The 21,809-nt window shown below is 66.0% G+C and carries 16 protein-coding genes; 12 read left to right on the forward strand and 4 right to left on the reverse strand.

The features are described 5' to 3' along the window. Positions 1–1,111 precede the first annotated feature (1,111 nt). Positions 1,112–1,522, forward strand: a complete 411-nt coding sequence (locus CFP71_RS43310; protein ID WP_143267015.1) for a hypothetical protein — start codon at positions 1,112–1,114, stop codon at positions 1,520–1,522. 65 nt (positions 1,523–1,587) lie between these two features. Further along, on the forward strand, positions 1,588–2,304 hold the full coding sequence (locus CFP71_RS01645) for a hypothetical protein (protein ID WP_143267016.1): 717 nt from the start codon (positions 1,588–1,590) through the stop codon (positions 2,302–2,304). 43 nt (positions 2,305–2,347) lie between these two features. On the opposite strand, the gene CFP71_RS01650 is transcribed toward CFP71_RS01645, so the two are convergent. Further along, positions 2,348–3,025, reverse strand: coding sequence for an AAA family ATPase (locus CFP71_RS01650; protein ID WP_244199519.1), 678 nt, complete (start codon positions 3,023–3,025; stop codon positions 2,348–2,350). Positions 3,026–3,166: 141 nt separating this feature from the next. After that, on the reverse strand, positions 3,167–3,523 hold the full coding sequence (locus tag CFP71_RS01655) for a hypothetical protein (protein ID WP_093932036.1): 357 nt from the start codon (positions 3,521–3,523) through the stop codon (positions 3,167–3,169). Between the two features lie 427 nt (positions 3,524–3,950). On the opposite strand from CFP71_RS01655, the gene CFP71_RS01660 reads away from it, so the two are divergent. Further along, entirely contained in the window at positions 3,951–4,817 is an 867-nt protein-coding gene (locus CFP71_RS01660) for a TIGR02391 family protein (protein ID WP_093932107.1), read from the forward strand. Between the two features lie 35 nt (positions 4,818–4,852). Here the strand turns inward: CFP71_RS01660 and CFP71_RS01665 are convergent, their stop codons facing one another. Next, entirely contained in the window at positions 4,853–5,482 is a 630-nt protein-coding gene (locus CFP71_RS01665; RefSeq protein ID WP_208635852.1) for a tyrosine-type recombinase/integrase, read from the reverse strand. A 139-nt stretch (positions 5,483–5,621) separates the two neighbouring features. Here CFP71_RS01665 and CFP71_RS44755 point away from each other — a divergent pair, with 139 nt between their 5' ends. The 9 genes from CFP71_RS44755 to CFP71_RS01705 all read left to right on the forward strand — a co-directional run bounded on the left by CFP71_RS44755 (position 5,622) and on the right by CFP71_RS01705 (position 19,478). Next, complete coding sequence (locus tag CFP71_RS44755) at positions 5,622–6,422, forward strand: cytochrome P450 (protein WP_244199520.1); 801 nt, start codon at positions 5,622–5,624, stop codon at positions 6,420–6,422. 50 nt (positions 6,423–6,472) lie between these two features. After that, a complete protein-coding gene (locus CFP71_RS43315; protein WP_244199526.1) occupies positions 6,473–6,805 on the forward strand; it encodes a cytochrome P450 in 333 nt (110 codons plus the stop codon). Next, complete coding sequence (locus tag CFP71_RS01680; protein ID WP_093932039.1) at positions 6,786–7,097, forward strand: hypothetical protein; 312 nt, start codon at positions 6,786–6,788, stop codon at positions 7,095–7,097. Before CFP71_RS43315 ends, CFP71_RS01680 begins: the two co-directional genes overlap by 20 nt. A 322-nt stretch (positions 7,098–7,419) precedes the next feature. Next, a complete protein-coding gene (locus CFP71_RS01685; protein WP_093932040.1) occupies positions 7,420–8,070 on the forward strand; it encodes a condensation domain-containing protein in 651 nt (216 codons plus the stop codon). A 233-nt stretch (positions 8,071–8,303) separates the two neighbouring features. Then, entirely contained in the window at positions 8,304–15,236 is a 6,933-nt protein-coding gene (locus CFP71_RS01690) for a LamG domain-containing protein (protein ID WP_093932041.1), read from the forward strand. A 350-nt stretch (positions 15,237–15,586) separates the two neighbouring features. Next, positions 15,587–15,907: a hypothetical protein gene (locus tag CFP71_RS01695; RefSeq protein ID WP_143267018.1), complete on the forward strand. Its 321-nt coding sequence runs from the start codon at positions 15,587–15,589 to the stop codon at positions 15,905–15,907. Next, positions 15,907–17,196, forward strand: coding sequence for a PrsW family intramembrane metalloprotease (locus CFP71_RS01700; protein ID WP_093932043.1), 1,290 nt, complete (start codon positions 15,907–15,909; stop codon positions 17,194–17,196). The genes CFP71_RS01695 and CFP71_RS01700 overlap by 1 nt, the downstream gene beginning before the upstream one ends. Before the next feature lie 395 nt (positions 17,197–17,591). After that, the gene (locus tag CFP71_RS45295) at positions 17,592–17,723 is read left to right on the forward strand and encodes a hypothetical protein (RefSeq protein ID WP_279629200.1); all 132 of its coding nucleotides are present in this window, start codon (positions 17,592–17,594) and stop codon (positions 17,721–17,723) included. Positions 17,724–18,137: 414 nt separating this feature from the next. Next, positions 18,138–19,478, forward strand: a complete 1,341-nt coding sequence (locus tag CFP71_RS01705; RefSeq protein ID WP_244199521.1) for a tyrosine-type recombinase/integrase — start codon at positions 18,138–18,140, stop codon at positions 19,476–19,478. Between the two features lie 551 nt (positions 19,479–20,029). Here CFP71_RS01705 and CFP71_RS01710 read toward each other — a convergent pair. After that, entirely contained in the window at positions 20,030–21,685 is a 1,656-nt protein-coding gene (locus CFP71_RS01710; RefSeq protein WP_093932045.1) for a DUF2079 domain-containing protein, read from the reverse strand. Positions 21,686–21,809 lie beyond the last annotated feature (124 nt).

The raw sequence follows: 21,809 nt of genomic DNA on the forward strand, positions 1-21,809 counted from the left end.
GAGCGGGTTTTGTAGGTTCCCCGGGGGTTGAGACTGGTGATACCGCCACCGCGCCGGCTCCCGACCCTCCCACTTGGCAGCACTTGGCTGGTGAGCGCGTATCCGATTATCGCGTGTTCGTTGTGCTTGTGACGGTGAGTGATCGCCTGGGGCATAGCGGTTCCAGGCGCTTCCGGCTTGTCGTGACTCGCCAACCCGCATAACCCATAACGCGGGCACGACCGGAAACCTCACATGCCGATCGCAAGATCTTCCCCGGGCTCCGGCGACCGCGGTGATCCAGGCTCAGCTCCAAGGTCATCTTCGTGCTGGTCAACGCCTCGACCCCGGCCGCAAGCACGCCGAGGGCCACGCCCTCGACAACGTGTTTGACCTGCTGGTCCTTATTCGCCGTGGTCATGGGCAGACCTTAGACACGAGACGAAGACTGCCGCAGCAGCCGAGTATCAAGTGGAGATTTCCTGTCCTGGTTAACGGTCATATCGAAAGTAGTTTACGAACCACTCGGGCAGAGGTACCTACGCTTGCGCATGATCGACAAGCTGGAGCGGAGCGTGCGGGGGCGCGTGGAGGGGTTGGAACGCCGAAGGCCGAACTCACGCCTCGGCTGCACACGGGGGGGAGAGTCATCGTTTATCAGTTCGCCTGCCGTTTCCGGGGATGCACGCACCGTTTGTGACATCGCACCGTCGCCGAGGATCGACCTGATCGACGGTTGCCCAGGAAGGCTGGCCAGCCAGGAGTGCCTCAGCGGTTCTCTTGTTCCTCGGTCATGCCCAATTCACTGATGAAAAAACTCGTTCTACGAATTCCGTGGCATTCTCGAAATAATTTGCAGAAACGGGAGTGACCTTCGGTCACCTGAATGGAGGATTTCCTTTAACTGTCAAAGTTGACAGTGTTCCTGTGGGTGCACGCATCGATTCCGCGTCCACGGATGAGAGCTGGGGTATAAATGATTCCATGCTCTCGTAAAATAATGGCAATTTCCTAGCCCGTCGACCTTGATTGCTCGCATGTGCGGAGTGAGTCCGGAACGTCCGCCCCGTCGGCGCAGTCCGGCGGCGAGCGAGGACGGTCGATGTCAAGTTGAAGTCAGGGAGGGTGCTTTGTGAGGAAAAGCAGGATTTTAGCCGCAGTGATATCAACATTTGCCCTGGTAGTGCCCATGGCAGGGGTGGCCAGCGCCTCGCCCGAGAAGTTGCCGCTCGATTGCGGAAGTTCTTTCGCGGATTCCTATCTCGGTTCCGAACTTGATGGTAACGGGAATTTCGACGTTAAGATCACCTACGTCGATCTGCAACGCTATATCGGGCCTCAAAGTGGCACGATGACCTTTACCTCCCTGGCCGGTGGTGCCAGGTATCCCGGGTTCAACGCCTCTCCTCTTGGAGGGAGCGCTGTTGTTTCTGACGCGAATTACCAGCAAGCGGGCGTGTGGCAGGTCAACGTGTTCAACTCGCGAGGGGTCGACACCTGCGCTCGCAGGTTCGTCGTCCGATACAAGGTGAGGGGCGAGTAGACACGTTCGTGTCAGCGGGTGAAAGGTGCGCGCGCCCACCCCGTTAGGGCCTCTGGCCTGGCACCATGGAATTCAGTCAGGTCAGAGGTCTCACGGGCGGGATGAGGGACATGAGCAATGCCGGACCCGGCAACGGGGGTGGGACGACAACTGGATACAGTGTCGGCTTCCCGGTCTTCACCGTGCCGGAGTGGCTGGGCACCAAGAATCTCGATTTCTTTCAGATCGACCCGGTTCGCCAGACCACGACCGAGGTCTGGCTCGGGCATTCAGTATCCACCGAGGGGCACGCGAGAATGCTCCTTGTCGCCACCCTGATGGAACCTGCGGGAAAGCGAATAACGATCGATGACCGGCGTGTCTCGGCAGCGTATGAAGCGGCGATCAAACTCGCCATGCTCCGGCTTCCGGCCGGGGACGACCGGCCCGCCGGTTTCCTGCGGCGGCTTGATGATCATGTGAAGGCCGAGACGGCGTCCCTGGACCACTGGCCGGTGCAGACCGTCTCCGTCGACGGTGCACCAGTCGCTCTGCGCGTCTGGCGTTTCGGTGGCGGAATCGCGGCGACGATGGACGACCCGGGGGCAGGCCCGGTCTGCTGCCTCGTCAGTTACGGCATGGAGCTGGACGGCCTTGAGCTGTCGGTGTCGGGCTCGCTGGACGACTACGGAGTTCCCTCCGTGAGCGCGCTGTCGCGAGATCAGCTTCCCGAGCGGGCTGCGATGTCCGTTCTTCCGGAACCGGGCGGGTATCACCGGGATTACCACGCCCTCTTGTCCTGAACAGGCATGACCGCTGCGGTCGTGACGGCCGGCGATCGCACTGTCAGCCGTCGTCGGTGAACAGGTGGTGCAGGAAGCGCTCCGGGTGGGTGAGGAATCCGCGGGTGAGGGTGACTGGCTCGGCGTTGTCGTAGGCGACGTGCTCGATCTCGCCTTCGCCGTCGATCTGCAGAATCCGAGCGCCGGGGACGGCGAGCAGGATGGGTGAGTGGGTGGCGATGAGGAACTGGCATCGACTGTCTCGCAGCTCGGTGATGCGGGCGAGCAGTGCCATGCAGCCACGCGGGGACAGCGCCGCTTCCGGTTCGTCGAGCAGGTAGAGCCCGTCTGGACCGAACCGGTGCGTGACCAGGTCCAGGAAAGACTGTCCGTGGGAGCGCTCGTGCGGTGAGATCCCGCCGTAGGCGGCCATCAGTGACGGTGACCCGGCGTCTTGATCGAGGCGTTCGATCTCGGTGGCGACGTTGTAGTAGGACTCGGCGCGCAGGAAGAACCCGGTGCGGGGCTTGCGGATACCGCGGCGCAGGATCAGGTGGTCACCGAGACTGGACTCGGTAGCGCGGGTAGCGAACCGGAAGGATCGCGACCCGCCTTCGGGGTTGAACCCGGCCGCGACCGCGATCGCCTCGACAAGGGTGGACTTGCCGGTGCCGTTGTCGCCGGCAAGGAACGTGACCCCGGGATCGAGCGCCAGGCCGCCGGTGCGGGCCAGATATCGCACGACGGGCAGTGCGAAGGGGTAGCGGCCGGTATCCGAGCCTGGGACCAGCCGAATCGACTGGACGAACCCCCCGCCTGCTGACTCGTCCTGGTGCAGGATCACGTCAGAACCCCGGCCACGACGTCGAATCGGTGCCGCTCATCAGCTGTTCCTGGTGGTGGGTGCAGTGTTCTGCATCGACTCGACAGGGCTCGGGGCGTGGTACTTGCGCTGGTGGGTACGCACGCTTTGAGCTGTGCCCTTGTACCAGCAGCCCCGCTCGGGACAGGCCTCCCAGACGCCCGCCTCCACAGCCTGATGGATGACCGACCGACCCGGCCCGTAGCCCTGGGCATGCAGCAACTGCGGCACCGAGCCGTTGAACTCGGCGGCGATCAGAGCCGCCTCGGCGATCTTGTCGTGCCCCTGCGCGAAAAAGGCGCCGATAGCGGTTTCCTTCCCGCAACCACACCAGCAGGTGCCCGTCGGGATCAGCCGCGGAAGCTTCGCCTGAGTCATACAGCCATGGTAGTCATCCAAGACGGTAAAACAAGGAACTATTTCTAGAACAAGGTTCTTGGCAAGCTAACTTGGGCGCGACGCTCGCAAGGCTACGGCGCACTTGTTCCAGATAATGCCGTATTATCGGGAACAAGACGCCTCTGGCCGGAAGCCGGCCTGGGCGGACGCCGGTGTGAGGCGACGTCTTGCTGACCTGTGATGCGACAGCTGGTGTCAGTGGGTAGGCGACATTGGATGACAGTGAGTTTGTCTTCGTGATCGTTCTCGTCGTGTCAGTAGTGTCGCCTCGGCGCTGACATCGGGTGGTTTGGTTCGGCTACCCCCACCTCATGGTCGAAGGTGGTGCCAACCTCTTCGCGCGCGGCGCCTGCTTGGTCTGGCGCGTCTGCACTCGAACTGGCGCAAGGTGCTGGTACAGAGGGGGATGGCGAATTACAGCGTGGACTACCTGCGACGGCTCCGCGATGCGGTGGAGGTCTTCGCTGACGCTTTCGACGAGTGGATGCGAACGCAGGTTGAGTCTGATCATCTGACTTCGCGGGGGTTGATGCCTACCGTCTGGGCGAAGGATGGGCAGGATCCCGCTGTTGTGCGGCGTCTGGAGCTGAAGGTTGCTGAAGCGGCTGGCGCCGCGGCGAGGGCTGTGGCTGTGACCGGCACCTACGTCATGGTTGCCGGTGCTGGAGCGCTCGATCCGATCGCGAACTGGTTCACGATGTCCGCGCCGAAGGCGATGTTCAGCCCCCACGATATTCGCTCAACTACAGCGGGGATCAAGGGCAGGTTGTCCACCATGATCGCCGAGGCTGAAACTGCCTCGGAGTCAGCGCTTCCTGGGTTCGCGCCTTCGCAGCTGCATCCGGTGATCTGGACCGCCGCGGCCGCGCACTGGACGACTCACCAGTACCGCGTGGCGGTGCGGGAGGCGGCGGAGGCGCTGACGGTGCACTGGAAGACCACCCTCGGCCGAAACGACGTCGACGACACGGTCTTCTGGCAGCAGAGCCTGGCGCCGGGAGCGGCGTCCGCTGAACAGCCGAAGCTCGTGTGGCCGGGAAATCCGGCCGACAAGACGAACAGAAGCATGCGTGGTGGTCTTGAACCGCTCGCCAAGGCGCTGAACAGCCTCGCGACCGGCCTGAATCTCACGGTCCGCAATATCGCCACGCACACGCGGCACGAGTTGTCTGAGCAGGAGGGCCTCGAGCGTCTCGCTGCCTACAGCTACCTTGCCCGGTTGCTTGACAACTGCGAAATCGATCGCGGCGAGGAGCCTGCGCAGCCGGCGTAGCTTTGACGGCCGAGCAGCACTGACTGCGCTGGCTTCTAGCGGCTCTTCTCGCGTCGGCGGCGGGCGGCGCGGATCTCGTCGTCGGCGACCTTGTCGGCGAGCAGGGCGTAGATCTGGGTGGTTTCGGTGGAGGCGTGGCCGAGTCGCCGACGGACGACCTCGATGGACACACCGGAGTTGATGAGTTCGGCGGCGTGGGCATGACGTAGCTGCTGGATGTCGATGTCGAGCCCGGCCGCGGTGCAGTAGGTGTTCCAGCGGTGGTGGGCGGCGTCGTAGGACAGCGGGCCGCCGGAGCCGTTGATGCTGGCGCGGAACATCGGCCCGGAGGTGTAGCCGGAGCGGGCGAGGTAGAGCCTGACCAGCGCGACGTAGCCGCGGTCGTCGAGCAGGACCGTGCGCACGGTGCCGCCCTTGCCGTGGATCTGGACGTGTTCGTCGTCCAGGCGCAGGTCGAAGTCATCGACGTAGAGCCCGCAGACCTCGGCCGCGCGAGCGCCGCACACGTAGGCGGTCTCGAACAGTGCCCGGTCACGCAGCCGGTCGAGCGGGACGTCCTTGCGTGGCCTGCGGGTGCAGATCCGGGCGAGCACCGTCTGCACGTCCTTCGCCGCGGCGGGGCGCGGCAGCGTCTTCGGGACCTTGATGGTGCCGATGCGATCCATCGGGTTCGCCTCGAGCAACTCATGCCGGACGGCCCAGCAAGCCCGGGAACCTGGAACTCGCCGGAACGCCGCGGCACAAAGACATCACCTCCGCCATCCGCGGACTGGACTCGCTTCCTGTAGCCCTCACCGCCCGATGATGCCCACGCTCATCGACGGCGACGCCACCGTCTGGTGTCCCCACGAAACGTTCCGCACGCTGCGCGAGCACGCGCCGGTACAGGAAGTTGTGCTGCCCGGCGGCCTCGTCGCCTGGCTCGTCACCGGTGCTACGGAGGCGCGCGCGGCACTGGCCGACTCGCAGCTCGCCTACGACCTGCGCCGGCTGAGCGACCCGCGGCACGGCTTCGCGGGACACCGCTACCCCGGCGACATCTTCGCCGTCGAGGGCAGGCATCTGCTCAACAGCGATGGCGCGGACCACGAACGGCTGCGGGCGATCCTGGCGCCGTTGTTCACCCGCTCTGCCACCGCATGCTGGGAGCCGTTCATCGAACGGACCTGCGCCGAGCTGCTGGACCGCCTCGTGGGCGGGGCGAGGGCCGATCTGGTCGCGGACTACGCGCGACCGCTGGCCACCCGGGTCACCGCGAAGATCCTCGGGATCCCCTCCGCGCACCTGTACGAACTCAGTCGCCTGACGCTGAACGTGATCACCTCCGATTACCCTCGGCATCCAGAGGGCGCCGAGCTGTTCCGGCTATGGGCGAGGATCATCGGCGCAAAGAAGCGGGCCCTCGGCGAAGACGCCCTCAGCCACTTGATTCGCGCCTGCCGACGCGGTGAGCTGTCACCGCAGGAACTCACTTCGGTGGCCTGGGGGCTGTTCTCCGGTGGCATCTCACCGGTCACCACGTTCGTGGCGGCGGGCGCGATCGAGCTCATGCGCGTTCCTGGGCGACGTGCCGTCGACCCGGTCCTCATCGAGGGATCCGTCTGACCAGCCCGTTCCTTACCGCCACCTGGCGCTTCGCCCTCCAGGACACCCCGATCGCAGACACCGTCGTCCCGCACGGCGCGGTGGTGCTGATCGCCGTGGCCGCCGCCAACCGGGATCCCGACCGATTCCCCGATCCCGGCACGATCATGCCGGGTCGCGGCCCGCATCTGGCGTTCGGGCACGGCAAGCACTACTGCTCCGGAGCCCCGCTCGCCCGCCCGCAGGGCACCGTGGCGCTCCGCGCGCTTTTCGACCGGCTTCCCGATATCCGGCTCGCCGTCGCGGAATCCGAGCTGCGCCGGCACGGCCTGCTGGTCGAACACTCCTACGACGCCGTGCCCGTCTTCACCGGGATGTGCGGGCATGCGCCAGCTTCCCGTTGACGCCGTCGAGATCGCGCCGGGACAGGTCCACGAGTGGCACCTCATCCTGTCCGCTGACGTGGTGTCTCGTCACGTCGCCAGTTACAACCAGGCCGCGCATATCGCCGCGGCCGCCGCCACCGGGATCACCTCCTACATCGCGGGCACGGTCGAACTACCGGGGCCCACTGGACCCGATGCGCTGGAAGCCGCGTTCCGGTCACTCGTACACCGCCACGAAGTCCTGCGTGTCAGTCCGGGACTTTCCTTCACCCTGCACGATTTCGCGCTCGAACGCGTCGACGTGGGCTGAGTCGACGACGTCTCCCCGTACCTGCACGAGGCCTTTCAGCGCGTGGACTCGATCACCGGTCCCGTGATCGTCATGGGGGCGGTGATCCGGGAAGACTCGGCTACCGCGTACTTTTCGTTCGACCACGTCGTGTCCGACACCTGGTCGGTCCCCGTCGCGATCGCCGATCTTACGTGTGCGCAGCAACCCCCGGTGGCGAGCTTCCTCGACTACGTCCGCGCACAGCGCGCACGCAATCAAGCCCTGCGAGCCGATCACGAGGACCTGTCGCACTGGCGAGACTTCGCCGCCCGCGACGAAACCTTCTTCCCCCCGGTTTCCGGTGGACCTCGGCCTGGTCCCCGGCCGCTGGTACGCGCCGGCCAACGAAACCGATCGGCTGCTGAGTTCTCAAGAGACCGAAGTGTTCGAAGCTCGGTGCCGGACCGCCGGTGGCGGCATGTTCCTGGGCTTGCAAGCAGCTCTCGCCATGGTGATGCCGAAACTGGGCGGGCCCGAGGTGTATCGGGCGCTGATGCCGGTGAACGACCGAGGCGGCGACTACGCGATCGGATGGTTCATCAACGCCCTACCGGTCGAGGTCGCGGTCCGCAAGACTTTTACGCATACGCTCGCCGAAGCCCGCAAGTCGTATGAGAGAGCGCGCGAACACCTCGGCGTTCACTACCTGCGCGCGTGGCGGCTGCTGGGCGGCGACGCCCGTGACGGCGGCTACCGGCCAGTGAATTTCTTCTCCTACAACGACTTCCGGCGCGCGCCGAGCGCCGAAGGCAACGTTCATCTTTGGTTCTCGGGATCCAATGGGTTCATGTTCTGGCTCCACCGGGACCATTACGGCCTGCACGTCAACTCCATCTACGCAGACACCTCGCGAACGGCGGATATCAAAGGAGCGCTACTGCGGGCCTTCAGGCGAGAACTCGCCGGGCGACAAGAATCCGCCAGAGCGATTATCGAGGACTCGTCACGCTGATTTCCTTGGTATAGACCAGTAATGGTCGTGCGTGGAAGGTGTTCCGGGTTTTGATACAGCTGTCCGTCGGAATGGTCAACACTCGATCGAGTGGAGGGAGTCGATCATGGACTCGGCCGATCGAGTGGTGTCTTTTTCTCTCGTTCAAGGGCTCTATCCGATCGCGCTTTTCGATGAGAAAGTCGGGAGTGTGAGGGCACGCCGAAGGCCCTTCGGTGAAGGAGATTTCTCGCGTGCTCGAGCAAGGGTCGACCGAAGACAGGCTGAAGACCTACAGCGACCACACGTATCTGCACACAGCCATGGTGCGGCATCAAGGTACGGTGATCGCGTTCGCGATCGACGATCGACGCCGTATTCGTTACAGCGTGCTGGATCTGGATTCCGCGGCCGGATCCCGCGGCGCGGGTGGCGAGATCGATGCGCGGCATTGGGCTGACGATCCCTGTCAGCTCGTCTTTCCTCGCGAGATAACCCGGGCCGGGTACGCCACGCTTGGCGCCGAGCGGCTGCCCCGGGTCCGGCTGGGTGGCCGGGTCGAGGTCGACCCTGGCGATGTCGTGCCGGACGACGAGATCGACGGCTTCCTGTCGGGCACCGGCCGGCTCACCGCCGCGGTGCCCTTTCAGGTGGTCTCCGATGGCAAGCACGTGTTCGTGTTCCGGCAGGCCGTCGACGCCGCTGACGCCAATGCCGTCTTTCGTACCGATCAAGGGAGTCTGACGGGGGAGCGGGGCGCGGACGGCGCCGCGGTCGCGGCCGGTGCGCTGCTGTGCGATCGTTTCGTTCTCGCGGGTGACCGGCTGCTGCCGGTTCAGGAGGTCCGGTACCGGCGCAGCCGGCATCGGGACCGGCCTGCGTCGGCCAAGGACAGCCTCGGCATCGCCGACATGGACGACAAGCCGTTCCACGAGCCCACACTGGAACTGGGGTTCGCCGGCCGGGTCGCCGACGGGCGATTCACCGTCTTGCTCTTGCCCACCGCGATGGCCGGTACATCGCGTTGGCAATTCTTCGTGGCGGGCAACGACTCCAGCCGGATCGACGCGATCAATGTCGAGCAGGGTGCGGACGGGTTGTTCGACACCCAGGGCACGCTGCTCTACACCAGCCCGGAAGCCGAGTACCGGAATTCGGTGCTGGAGCGGGAGCCAGGGACGTGCCCGTTCAGTAAGAAGCCGTTGGTACCGGTCGAGCCGGACACGCGGTTCGCAGAGTCCGCGCTGCGGTTGTCCGGCGGGGGCTGGGCGGACGCGGAGGCGCCCAGCGGGCTGGGCGAGGGCCCGTACACCCTCGAGGCCTGGATCAACTGGGACGGTGCCGAAGGCGTCGTGCTGTCCACCGGGAAACGAGGAATGAGCCTGTCGGTCACCGCGGACGGCCGGCTCAAAGCAAACCATGTCGGCAGTACCAGGACGACCGCGGAAGGCTTGGTCACGGCCGGTTGCTATGTCCATATCGCGGCGGTGTTCGACGGCACCCGGGTCACTCTCGTCGTCGACGGCGCGGTGCAGGACGCGCAGACGCTGCGGGTGGCGGAGGCACCCGAAAAGCTGTGGCTCGGCCAGGAGCCCGGCAAACCGAAGTTCGCCGGAGTGCTCGACGAGGTCCGGGTCTGGTCCCGCGCCCGGCGCACCGACCGGATCGTCGAGACGAGGGAACGGCGGCTGGTCGGCGACGAACCGGAATTGGCGGCTTACTATCGCTTCGACGAGGGAATCGGAGCGACCTGCTATGACCAGGGGCCCCGGGCAGCCCACGCCACCATCAGGGGCACGACCGAGTGGGTCGTTTCCGACGCTCCCCTCGCCGACCACGCCGGGATCCGCCGTGACTCATTCGCTGTCACGGGCCGCAACTTGACCGGTGGACTTTCGGCCGTTTTCTACCATCAGCAGGAGGAAGGCACCGTCGGCGACGGTGCCGTGCGCCCCCTCAAACGGCAAGCACGGGTGCTGGTCACCTGGGCCACGAGCGGAAACGGCGCCGACGACAGCCGGATCGCCGCGCTCGACCTGGCGGTCGCCAGGGACGGCCGGATCGCGCAACTCCCTGACGTCCTGGACCTGCCGGTGCTGGGCAGCGCCGTCGAGGAGGTCGACCCGGGAGAGGAGAACGTCCTTCGCGGCAAACTCGATACCCTGCGGCAGCGGCTTCGGACGGCCGAGCAGGGCAAGATGGAGTTGCAGGCCGACGTCAAGAACCGGGGCCGGGTGACGACGGCGTTGACGCGGGCGCTGGCCGAGGCCACCAGCCTGGTGCTGGGCAACGCGAAACCGCCTGTCGCACTGATGTATCTCCATAACGACCAGGCGGGTTTCCGGCATTTGACGGTCGGAGAGAACTCCGAAGACCTGATAGCGCCCGCGGGTGCCGGCGCCGGGACGAGCGAACGGGCGCAGTGGGAGTGGGACTCCTCCCAGCGGAAGATCAAAAGCGTCAAAGCCGGCAAGTACCTGACGGGCAAAGAGAATCGCAAGGATTTCTTCCTGGGGGATGGCCGGGTCCTCAGCTTCGACGCGGAAACGGAGAAGAACGCTACCGCCGGCAAGTCCTTGACCTGCAAATGCTCCACGCCCTCGGGCTGGTTCAGCAGCCAGACCCTGGTCTGGGAAGACGGGCGCCCGGTCATCCACGGCACCGGTACCTACGCCTACAACAACAAGACCTACCGGCAGCTCAAGGTGTTCCTCGTCCCGGCCGCACCCTCCGGTGACGCCGAGACCCGTGCCGTCGCGGCCGTGAAAGCCGCTTTTGTCCGGCTCAACACGGCATCCGACGCCAAAGCGGCTCTCGACGCATGGGACGCCGAGATCACTGCCGTGAACACGGAGATCGAGAACGCGCAGCGACGGCTCGGCGTGATCACCGACTACGTCACCGGGCGCAGCACCCGTGCGCTTCCGATGGTGCATCTCGGGCAGGACCGGCTCGGCCTCGGCTGGTCGGGGGCTTTGCTGGACTTCGCCGCTGTCGAGGGTTCGCCTTTGCTGTCGGTCGGCGGCACCGGGCAGCTCGGGCTGTACTACCGCGACACCTCGGATCGGTTCACCGGCGTCTTCTACGACACCAACGTCGACCGTTCCACGAAGAAGGTCGCGGCCACCTGCGGTACCACGATCCTGCTCAGCGCCCGGGACGCGAGCGTGGATCTGGCCACCGTGACGGTGACCGTCGGCCCGGCACGAAACGCTGTCGAGGGCCGGTGCTCCCTGACCGTCGACATCGAAGGCGGCGACACCGAGACCTGGCAACTGTTGTCCCGGAACGCCCAAGATTTCGCCGCCGCGCTCAACGGACAGCGGAGCGAGCCGCTCCCGGTCGGCACGACCACCGGGGCCGGAGACGGTGTGCTCACGCTCTCCGCTCCGGGCGCCGACCGCCCGCTCTCCGCGGGGGATCTGCTGACTGTCGGCGACTTGGCCTGCACGGTCGCCGAAGCGGTACAGCGAACCGCGACCAGCGTACGCGTGCATGAGAACATTTCCGCGCTCGCCGCGGGCCTGCCCGTCCGGCTCGTTTCCTACGATCCGGGCCTGGTGGGCCACGTCCGTCCCGGTGCCGAGGCTCGTTACGGTTCGCGGTATGTGACCGCGACCGTGATCTCGACCGCCGGCGAGGCCGGCGGTTCCGTGTCCGACGGTACGGCGACGGCCGGTGGTGAGGCCAGGCTCCCGCAATGGTGGAGTGACCTGCCCGGGCGCGCGTTGAGCTTCGGCCCGGAGACCACGCCTCCCGCGCTGGACACGGCCCGGCACCTGGCGGCGGCGAGGCTGATCGACAACCTCACCGTCGAGGCATGGGTGAAGCCGGCCGCGGGCACGACCACCGAAGAGTCGCGCCGGATCGTGCACGTCAATACCGGCGACACGAGCGCTGATTCCAGCTTCACCCTGGGCTTCGGCGCCGCCACGGCCACCGAACCGGGAGCTCGGGCGCTCGTCGCCGGAGTGGGCGACCGATTCGTCACGACGACGACCACGGTCGCGGCGGACCGCTGGACCCATGTGGCCGCCGCGTTCGAACAGTCGTGGGCGCTGCGGTTCGCCAACGGCGTGTACGCCGAAGCCCGCCACGCCGCCGATCTCGACATCGGCCGCGAACTCACGCTCGAGGTCTTTCTCCGGGCCGACTCCCTCGGCGGCGCACAGGGTTTGCTGTCCAAGGGGCACATCGACGACGGGCGTGGCCGTCGTGTTCCCTATCAGCTCGGGGTCGCGGGCGACGGCAAGCTTGTCTTCTCCTTCCAGGGCCGTGACGGCGAAACCGTCCGGCTGGTTTCGGAGCGGGCGATCACGGCCGGGACCTTCCACCGGATCGCCGTCGTGCGCAGGCTCGGGGACTCCAGGGAGGAGAAGAAGGGGACCCGCGACATCTCGGTGCTCAACGCGGCGGGTACGGCGACCAAAATGGTGGTCGACACCATCGAAGCGCTGACGGTCAAACACTGGTCGGAGATCTCCTTCCACATCGACGGGGCGACGGCCGGGGCGGTACGGCACGATGACGCCCCGGAGCTGTCGCATCCGGGTCCGCTGGAGATCGGCCGGGTGCGGCGTGGTGCCGTCACCGAGGCGTTCACCGGTGAGATCAGCGAGATCCGGGTGTGGAACGTCGCACGGGACCGCAAGGACCTGGGCGCCGATCTGCCGGTGCCCTCGGTGGGCCAGGACGCCGCGACCGCGGACTCGTTCGAAGCCGCCGTCCGGCCGGAGGGGCTGGTGGCCCACTGGCGGTTCGAGGAGAACGAGGGCAACGCGGCCACGGACGAATCCGGGAGTCACGCGGTCAGGCTCCACGGGGCCAAGTGGACGAAGAACCCCGATCCGCGCGGAAGCCGGTTCCGGCTCTATCTCGACGGCCAGGCCGTCCAGGCCACCCCGGTGGATGGCGGCCTGGACTACGGTCCGCCACAGTTCTCCCTCGGAGGCCGGACCGCCTCGTCGGGTGTGGCCGACCACTACCAGGGGATCCTGGAGGAAGTGCGGATCTGGCGCACCGCCCGCACCGGCGAACAGATCCTGGACAACCTCTTCGGCAGGCTCACCGGCGAGATCTCGGATCTGCTGGCGTACTACCCGTTCGACGACGAGTCGACCGAGGCCACCGCGACCGAACTGGCCGACCACGGCCCGCGGGGTCTCGCGCTCGCGCTGGCCGGTGAGCGCGACCGGCCGGTCGCACTGATGTCCACCGCGCCGATCTCGTCGGAAACCCCGCAGGTGCGACCGGTGTTCGCCACCGGGCAGCCCCGGTTCGTCCAGCGCATCGGGGCGACACCGGCGGTCGCCGAGTACGCCGATCTGCAACGCCTCCCGGACCGCGCCACCCGAGGAGTGCTCAAGCGGGCCTACGCCTACGTGCGGGACGGCGTCTGGAACCTGATCACCGGGCACAAACTCGGTGACCTGGTCTCGGAGTGGGTGAGCCAGGTGCAGTTCGACCCGCAGGTGATCGGCTACATCGAAGGCGCTCCGCCGATCCCCGGGGAGAACCTCGTCGCGACCCGCCGCCCCGGCTCGCAGAGCTACATCAACGCGACCATGGTGGAGTTCACCCAGGCGGACGGCGTCGAGCAGATCCTCTCGTCCGGGGACGAAGGAACCATGGAAGCCTCGCTGGCGATGAAGCTGGGCGCTCAATTCAAGGGCACCCACCGGTTCGTCAACGCGCCGCTGGGTATCGGTGTGTCGATGCCGCTCGTGGAGTGGGAGGCCAACATCGGCACCGGTGTCGAACTCGAATGGTCCACCGGCTGGGGAAACCAGGTCGAGGTCTCCCAGGGAGTAGAGACCGGGCGGTCCACCTCGATCGGGCTCAGCGGCGGCTGGGAGGCCGAACCGGCCACGGAGGCGGGCAAACGAGCGATGATCGAGAACGGCGGACGGCGGTTCGTGCCGGCCAACACCGGCTACGCGCTGGTGCAGTCGGAAACGGCCGACGTGTTCGCCCTGCGGCTCGCGCACACCGGAGCCGTGGTCGCCTACCGGATGCTGCCCAATCCGGACATCCCGCGGGACTGGAACCTGCTGCCCTTCAAGATCAATCCGCGCTACACCAAGCAGGGCACCTTGGACGGCATGGCCGGTTTCGTGAAGCAGGGGACCGAGGCCTGGGAGAAACGGATGGACGATTCCTACCAGGGGCTCGGGGACCACGGCGAGTTCAGCTATTTCAAGCCCGCGGAGGCGTACCGGCTCAAGCGCCGGATCACCGAGGATCAGCAGCGCAGGCAGGCCTACTACGCCGGACTGTCCACGGCCGACTCCGTCCAGGACCGTGCGCAGAGCCGGGCCGAGGACCTGCTGAGCCGCTTCACCGGCCCACTCTCCGGGCAGGGCAAGGGAAACGCGAGCAAAGAGGCCTCGGGATACGCCCGCCGGGACATCGTCAACACCTACGTGTGGTCGGCCGACGGAGGGTTCTTCGCCGAGTCCACCGGCTTCACGGACGTGGTCACCGAGACCACGACCGGCGCCTACAGCTTCAAGGGCATGGGGACGACCGGGGTATCGGCCGAAGCCGTGGTCGGTGGGGCGGTCGGAGTCAACTTCCAGCTGGATGCCTCCTTCGGCGGGAGCATCAACCGCACCCACGCCACCAGCACCGAGTCCACACGATCGTTCAGCCTGGACGTCACCGTCGACACTCCCGGCGACATGCAGAAGTACGACAAGGACTACAACCCGGTCTTCGACGGCGACGGCAACGCGGTCGAGATCCCCGGTCGGGTGGACGCCTACCGGTTCATGACGTTCTATCTCGACAGCGACAAGGCGAACTTCGACGACTTCTACGGCAAGGTCGTCGACGGGACCTGGCTGGATTCGGCCGACCCCAACGCGCTCGCGCTCAAACAGGCGCAGCAGTCCGAGCACAAGCCACCGTGCTGGCGGGTGCTGCACCGGGTCACCTTCGTCAGCCGCAAACTCCCGCCGCTGCTCACCGGGGACGCCCCGCCCTTGGAGAAGGCCATGCACACGGCCGACATCGGCAGCAACTACGAACTGGTCCGGCGGCTCGAACCCTACGTGGACCGTTCGGTGGCCGACCGTGCGGAACTGCACCGGCAGGTCGCGGCGGCGATCGGCCGTGTCCTGCCGGAACTGGCACCGCACACCAAGGTGATCGCCGACCTGTTCGCGGACTACCTCGACGTGAGCTGAGGGCCGGAGCCTGGAAACGACAAGGAGCACAAGATCGTCACGGGCAAGGTCAGCATCACGCGCCTCGTCACACAGGGTGGCGTGCTCAGCCCGGAGGAAACTGAGAAGCTGCGACTAGTCCTCACGGAAAAAGTGTCATCACTGACATTGGAAGACCTGCTGGAACTCGCCGGAACTGGCGACCCGGACTAGGCATGTCCTTTTGCTCCATGAGTGTGCCCGTAGCTTCTCGTAGCACGATTTCCTGGCAAACTCATGGAGCAGGGAACGGCTCCTAAAGGGCTTAGGAGGTGTCACGGTAGCGTTCCGAACGCTGGAGCACACCGTGGGTGTAAGACGAGGTGGCCTGGATGACGTGGCTGACGCCGGTACTGGCCCTGGTGGCCGGGTTACTGACCGCCGGCGCGGCCTTCCTCGGGGTAAGGGTGACCGTTCGGCAGAAGGAGCAGTCGGAGGGCCGCAGCGAGTGGCGGGCTCGTCTCCAGATGGCCCAAGAGCTGTACTGGTCGAGTGATGTGGAGAAGCGCTTGGCCGGGATAGGGATCCTCGATGTCCTGGCGGAGTCCGATCTCGCTGGACCGGATGAACTGAGGATGATCGAAGTGTTCCTCAAGCCGATCCTCCGGCAACCCCCTCCGCCCGAAGATCTGGAGGCGGGTGACGCGGACTGATGACGCAACGTTTCTCCCAGGCCGAGGTCAGCGCCGCTGCCCGTCTTCAGGCGTCGATCGATACCAAACTCGGTAGAGACCCTACTCCGCCACGAAGCCACGAGACCGCCGTGCCGACATCGGACAGACCTGTTTCACCGGATCTTCGGGCCGCGGCCGCCCAGCTGCACCGGAAGATCAGCCGGCGGTTGAATCGTGACCCCATGCCCAGCGTATGGGTCGGGATACTGCGCCCGCCGATCGTGTTGACCGTTCTGTCGACTTTGCTGCTTGTCGCACTGAAGGTGAATCCCGTCGCGGCCTTGGTGGCCGTGTTGTCCGTGAGTTTTCCGGTGGGCGTCCTGCGCTGGATCGACCGCTGGCGTCCCAAGACCGAAGGGCAGTTCTGGCGTTCCTTCGGGCGGGGAGCGTGGGCGGGCTTCATCGTCTTGCTGGTGATGGAAGCCATGCGTGCGCGGCAAGGCACCGGCGCAACGCTTGAACGTCTGCTGGGTGAACCGATGCTGGCGGAGTTGCTCAAGGGGATCTTCGTCATCCTCATCGTGATCCGGATGAACGGTGACCTGGACCGGATGCTCGACTGGATCGTGTACGGCGGTTTCGTGGCCGCAGGCTTCGCGTTCATCGAAAACGTCTTTTCGTTCGCCGCCTTCCACGCCGGCGTGCCGACCGCCGCTCCCGGCGAGGTCGCCGCGTTCACGCTGCGCGGCGTCCTGACCCCTTTCATGAATCTGCTGTGCACGTGCCTGATCGTTGTCGGCGTGGCTCTGGCGATCCGGACGCGTCGCTTGCTGGTTCAACTTGGCGCCCCGCTCCTGGGGACTCTTGGGGCGGTCTGGCTGCACAGCGTGTGGATTCGCACGGAGACCCTGCCTCCTGCCGCTTTCATCAACGTGTATTTCCTCATCATGGTGCCGGTCTTCGCCCTCACTGCGCTGGTCGTATACCACCAGCATGCCCGCGACCTGCGCGCTCTCGCGGCCGAACTACCGGATCTGGTCGCGGACAAGGTCGTCGTTCCGGCCGAGCTCGTCCTGCTCAGCAGCCTGCGGGCCCGGCGACATTGGCGCACCGCGGTACGCAAACGTTCCGGCATACGCACGGCGCGCGCGGTAGCGCAGTACCAGGAGGCGGTAACCGAGCTGGCGGTCCTCCGCCGTTCCATCCGGGCCGGTGACGTCGGCTCCGGCGTTCGCGCCAGGGAACTCGACCTGATGCGAGAGGTCGCCAGAACCCAAGTCGAAGCGACCTGGCTGGACGGCGCGGTCACTTCGCAAGCCAAGCGATGAAACAACCCGAACGACGCTGAGCCCGGGAGCCGTGCGGTCGACTCGTGATGTTGATCCGGAGGCCGGCGTTTCGGGCTGGTGGCGGTGGGCGTGCGGTTGAGCGGTCGGGGACGGCCCGTGAGAGCGCACCTGTCCAGCCGGTCCGAGAATCCGGCGGGACGCAGACCCACGCTGCTGTCCAGGGCGGGCCGATGCCGGGCACCGTCAGATTGTGCTGGCCGCGGATGACGAGACAACGTCCACGGGGCCATTCACGAGACGATCTGCTGAGCTTTGAAAGCGCTCGGACTCGTGCGTCCTGTCATTTGTCTGCTATCGGCGCGCTGGTGTCGAGGAGCTTGGATTTGATCTCGCCGGTGCCGGGTGGTAGCCCTACGCGACTTCGGTTCCGGAACATGCTGGTCGTGGTGGCCATCGTGCTCGGGCTGATCGCCGTACTCATCCCGAACCGGACGGTGGCCGCCGCCGCCGTCATCGTCGGCACAGCCGGCGCCACTTTGATCAAACTGACCTTCCGGAAGGACTAGAGCCCCGCCTGTGACACCCGCCCCGTGCGTCCCCCCTGGCACAGGGGGATGTGCCCTCGTCCCCTCCGATTTCTTGGGCCACGCCGTCTCCAATTGGGCTCCAGTGCCGAAGTAGAGCCGGACACGGTCCGATACCCCGCGACACGCCGTTTGCACTAAGATCCGCGTTGACCTGCATAAACTGTCAAAATCCGGCGCAGCCCGACACCTGCTGACATGGCAGGGGAGGCGTCTTGTAATCCGAGGGAACCTGCAGCTTGTCGACGTGGACGGGGAGCGCTGTTTGGTCCGAGCGGAACTATCCGGCCGGGCGAATAGAGTACCGGCCTGCCGCACGCCATCAGGGCTCGAACCCCTGAACCTGCTTTAGCGGACGTCTCAGCGTCGAACGAAGCAGATAAGAGCGGAGTTGCGTTGCTTGCCTTCGTCGCGTTTGCACTAGAAGTTTCCGAGTTGCGAACTGTCAAATGGTGGCGCATACCGGGTCTGTCCACTTTCGACGCTGGCGCCCGGGAGGTCAGTATGGCTTGGACAGAGAAGATCGGCCCGCGTTCATGGCGTGTCCGGTATCCCACGGCTGACGGCAGGATCGGGTCGCGTTCTGGTTTCGGTACCAAGAAGTTGGCCGATGACTATGCCAATCAGATTGAGGCCGATCAACGGCGTGGTATCTGGTTGGACCCGCAGGCGGCGAAGACCAGCGTGTCCGCCTGGGTGGCCTTGTGGACCGAAACTCTCGACGTGGAGGTCCGCACCGAGGAGAACTATCGCAGCCGGATCCGTAACCAGATCGAACCTCGGTGGGGGAGTACCGCGGTCGGCGATATCACCGCCCTGGCGGTGACGTTGTGGGTCAAGGAGTTGCGGCGCCGTTACGCCCGGTCGACGGTGGCCGGCGTTGTCACGGTGTTCTCGATGATGCTTGACGACGCTGTCGACGAGCGCCTCATCGCCGTCAATCCTGTGCGCAGGAGGGCGCGGCGTGGTCGGCGCCGGGAGCGGTCGCCTGTTCCCGCGGAACGGGTCTGGGCCACGCCCGAGCAAGTTGTCCGGATCTCCGCCAACGCGGAGTTGCTCGGCGGTCGCTGTTACGGGCTGTTGGTGGTGACCGCGGGCTGGACCGGGGCACGCTGGGGCGAACTGACGGGGCTGCGTCGCGTCAACACGCACCTCGACGACGGGTGCATCGTCATCGATCCGGACACCGGCTGCTTGCATGAAGGCAACCACAGGCTCTGGCTCGGGCCGCCAAAGACTCCCGCGTCGGCGCGCACCATCACGCTGCCACCGTTCCTGATCGATCTGTTGCGGGATCACCTCGACGGTCACGATGGCGAGTTCGTGTTCGCGAGTCCGCGTCGCTGCTGGTTGCGCCGCGGTGACTTCGATCGGCGGGTCTTCCGCCCCGCGGTGGACGGAAACCTTCGCCGTCCCGACGCCGCCGTGTCGATCGAGCCGGTCCGGCCGGGGCTGACGTTCCACGGACTCCGGCACAGCCACAAGACGTGGATGATCGCCGACGGTATCCCCGAGATCGCCCAAGCCCGACGGCTCGGGCACCGTCTCGACAACCGCATCGTCGAGACCTATAGCCATGTCGCCCCTGAAGTCGAGCGACGCTTGCTCCGCTGTCTCGCGCGCCGCTGGCGGAAAGCACGCATTGCTGCTGGCCGACCGGATGTGCCGCAGCAGGCCGGATCTGCGCGAACGCTGGCCGACCCCCACCGCGCCGGAGTGGTGGGAAAGCAGCGGTGAAAATCGGAGTAGCTGAGACGTTCCCCTGCCTCGCTTCACCGCGAGCCCCATGTGCCCTCGCCCTGGCGCCTGTTGTTGATCATCAAGTAGGCGGAGCAGCAAGATCGATCCTCCAGAAATCCTCCAGCAGGGGTTCCGAGTCGATCCGCTGTGGATCTTCAGATGATCACCGAAGATCCACTGGCAAACGAAAAAACCCTCCCTGGCCTGCGGAAGTTCCACTGATTCGGGAGGGTTTTCGTACGGTGGAGCTAAGGGGACTCGAACCCCTGACCCCCTCACTGCCAGCGATCAAGGCGCTGACCTGCGGTTATCGAGAACCCGCTGGTCGGCTGGCGCAGTTGTGTTCTGTTTGATGCGGTCCGGTGTCATTGGGCGCTGTTGTAACCGACGGCGTGCTCCAGGACTGCTCCAGGAAAATTGGTGTGAGAGTCGGACTGTTGTCGGCAGCTGAGGTCGAGCGCTTCGTGTAGAAGCCGGGTGTGTTCGCGGCCTGTGACGTCGCTACCGCGCTGGACAGGTGCGTATGGACTGCGGCGTTCGCTCGCCTGTCATCGTGCCTGCGCTTGCAGTCGGTAGGACTTACCTGTCTTGACGGCGATCACGCCTCCGATCGTGGCTCCGGCCGGGGCGACGGCTTGCCAGGCCATTCCTTCCGGTGCCGCGGTCTTCGTCTTGGCCGCCGAACCGGGCAGGCCGATAAGGCCGCCGCCGATGACGATGTCGTTCCGGTCGACGACGAGAATGCAATCGGCCCCGGTTCCGCCGATGGTGGCCCAGCCGCTGAGAAGGGTGTCCCCGGTCAGTGGGGTGCCGGTTTCTCCACGTGTGTCTCCGAGTTCCGTGCCGCCAGGGAGTGGTGCCGATATCGGGAGGTGGCTGCCGAGTTCGGGGCCACCGCAGCCGAGGGTGAAGGTGTCGTTGAAGGGGTAGGCGCCGAGTGATTGGGCGGCGGGCGCGGCGGCGCGCTGGATGTGCAGGGTGTCGAGAACGGTGGGCGCATCGACGCGCAGGGCGATGGCCGCGAGGTTCAAGGGGGCATAGTCGTGTCGGACGCGTTCTGCTTTGGTGCCACCGATGGCGTGAGTGACCAGTGCGACGGTCACGGTGACGACGATCAGCTGCCGTTGAGGCCATTGTGGACGGTTGATGGCCACTGAGGCGAGCAGCGCACAGGTGGCGAGTGCGCCGATGACGACGTACCGGCTGATCAGCCCGACGTTGCCGCCGGGGACCTGGTCGGTCGCACGGCCCATCGCCAGCATGCCTGCGAGAAGAATCGCGTAGGTGGCGATGGCGATCCAGCCGGAGACCCGTGGATTCGCTTCACGGACAACGTAGATCAGCCCGGCGATGGTGAGCCCACCGGCGATCACGGCGACGACGGCGACGTCAGCCGACCACAGCCCGCCGAGCGCTGCGGCGAGGACGGAGAGCCTGCCGTCGGGGTCGAACGCCGTCGTGGCCAGGGAATGTTGTCCGGAGGGTTTGGTCAGGAACCATGCCACGACGGTGACGATCCCGATCGCGCCGGGGATGAGGATGGGTAGGCGGGAGTCTTTGCGCAGCCAGGCGATCAGGGCCAGGACGAACCAGATCGGCAGTGCGGCGCCGAAACTGAGGCAGCCCAGCGCCGCGGCGGCAACTGCGGCCCAGCTCAGGCCACGATGTGCGCACGCGATCGCGAGCACGCAGAAGAAGACCGCGGGGATCCAGCTGATCCCGTTGGTGCCCTGCAGCCACAGTTCCGTCGCGTGGGAGCTGAACAACAGCCACGAGAATCCTGCCAGGACAACGGATTTCGTCGTGGTGGACAGGGAATCCGGGAGCATCGAGTACAGGCAGGCCGCGATCCCGGCCACGAGCAGCACCGTGAGCATGGTGAGGATCCGGTTGTCCCCGCCGAACCACGCCGCGTCGGCCCAGAACAGCAGCGAGGGCAAGACGAAGGGCTGATCGAGGTGATAGGTGAACACCTGACCGAACAGCAGATCGCCGTTGTCGTCGGTGATTTTCGCCAGCACATGCCAGTAGTCGAGCAGTACGTGCATTTTCGGCGCCCGCACGGCGGTGAACAGCGCAAGCCCGAATGGGACCAGCGCGAAGAGCCACAGCGCGATCTGGCCGGGCCGCCTCCACAGGCGGTGCTCCGCGGGGCGCGGAAGCTCGTCCGGGTCCGCGGGGCGAGTGGGGGCGTACTGGTTCACGGATCTCCTGCCGGGGTGGGTGGGGCACACCGTCCGGAGGGGTGAGTGGTTTGCCCGATTCGGCTCCGGACTGCTATGAGCAGTGTCTTTACGGGACCTGGCGGCGCTTCGCAAGAGTGAGGTT

This window comes from Amycolatopsis thailandensis (assembly GCF_002234405.1).
Lineage (GTDB): Bacteria > Actinomycetota > Actinomycetes > Mycobacteriales > Pseudonocardiaceae > Amycolatopsis > Amycolatopsis thailandensis.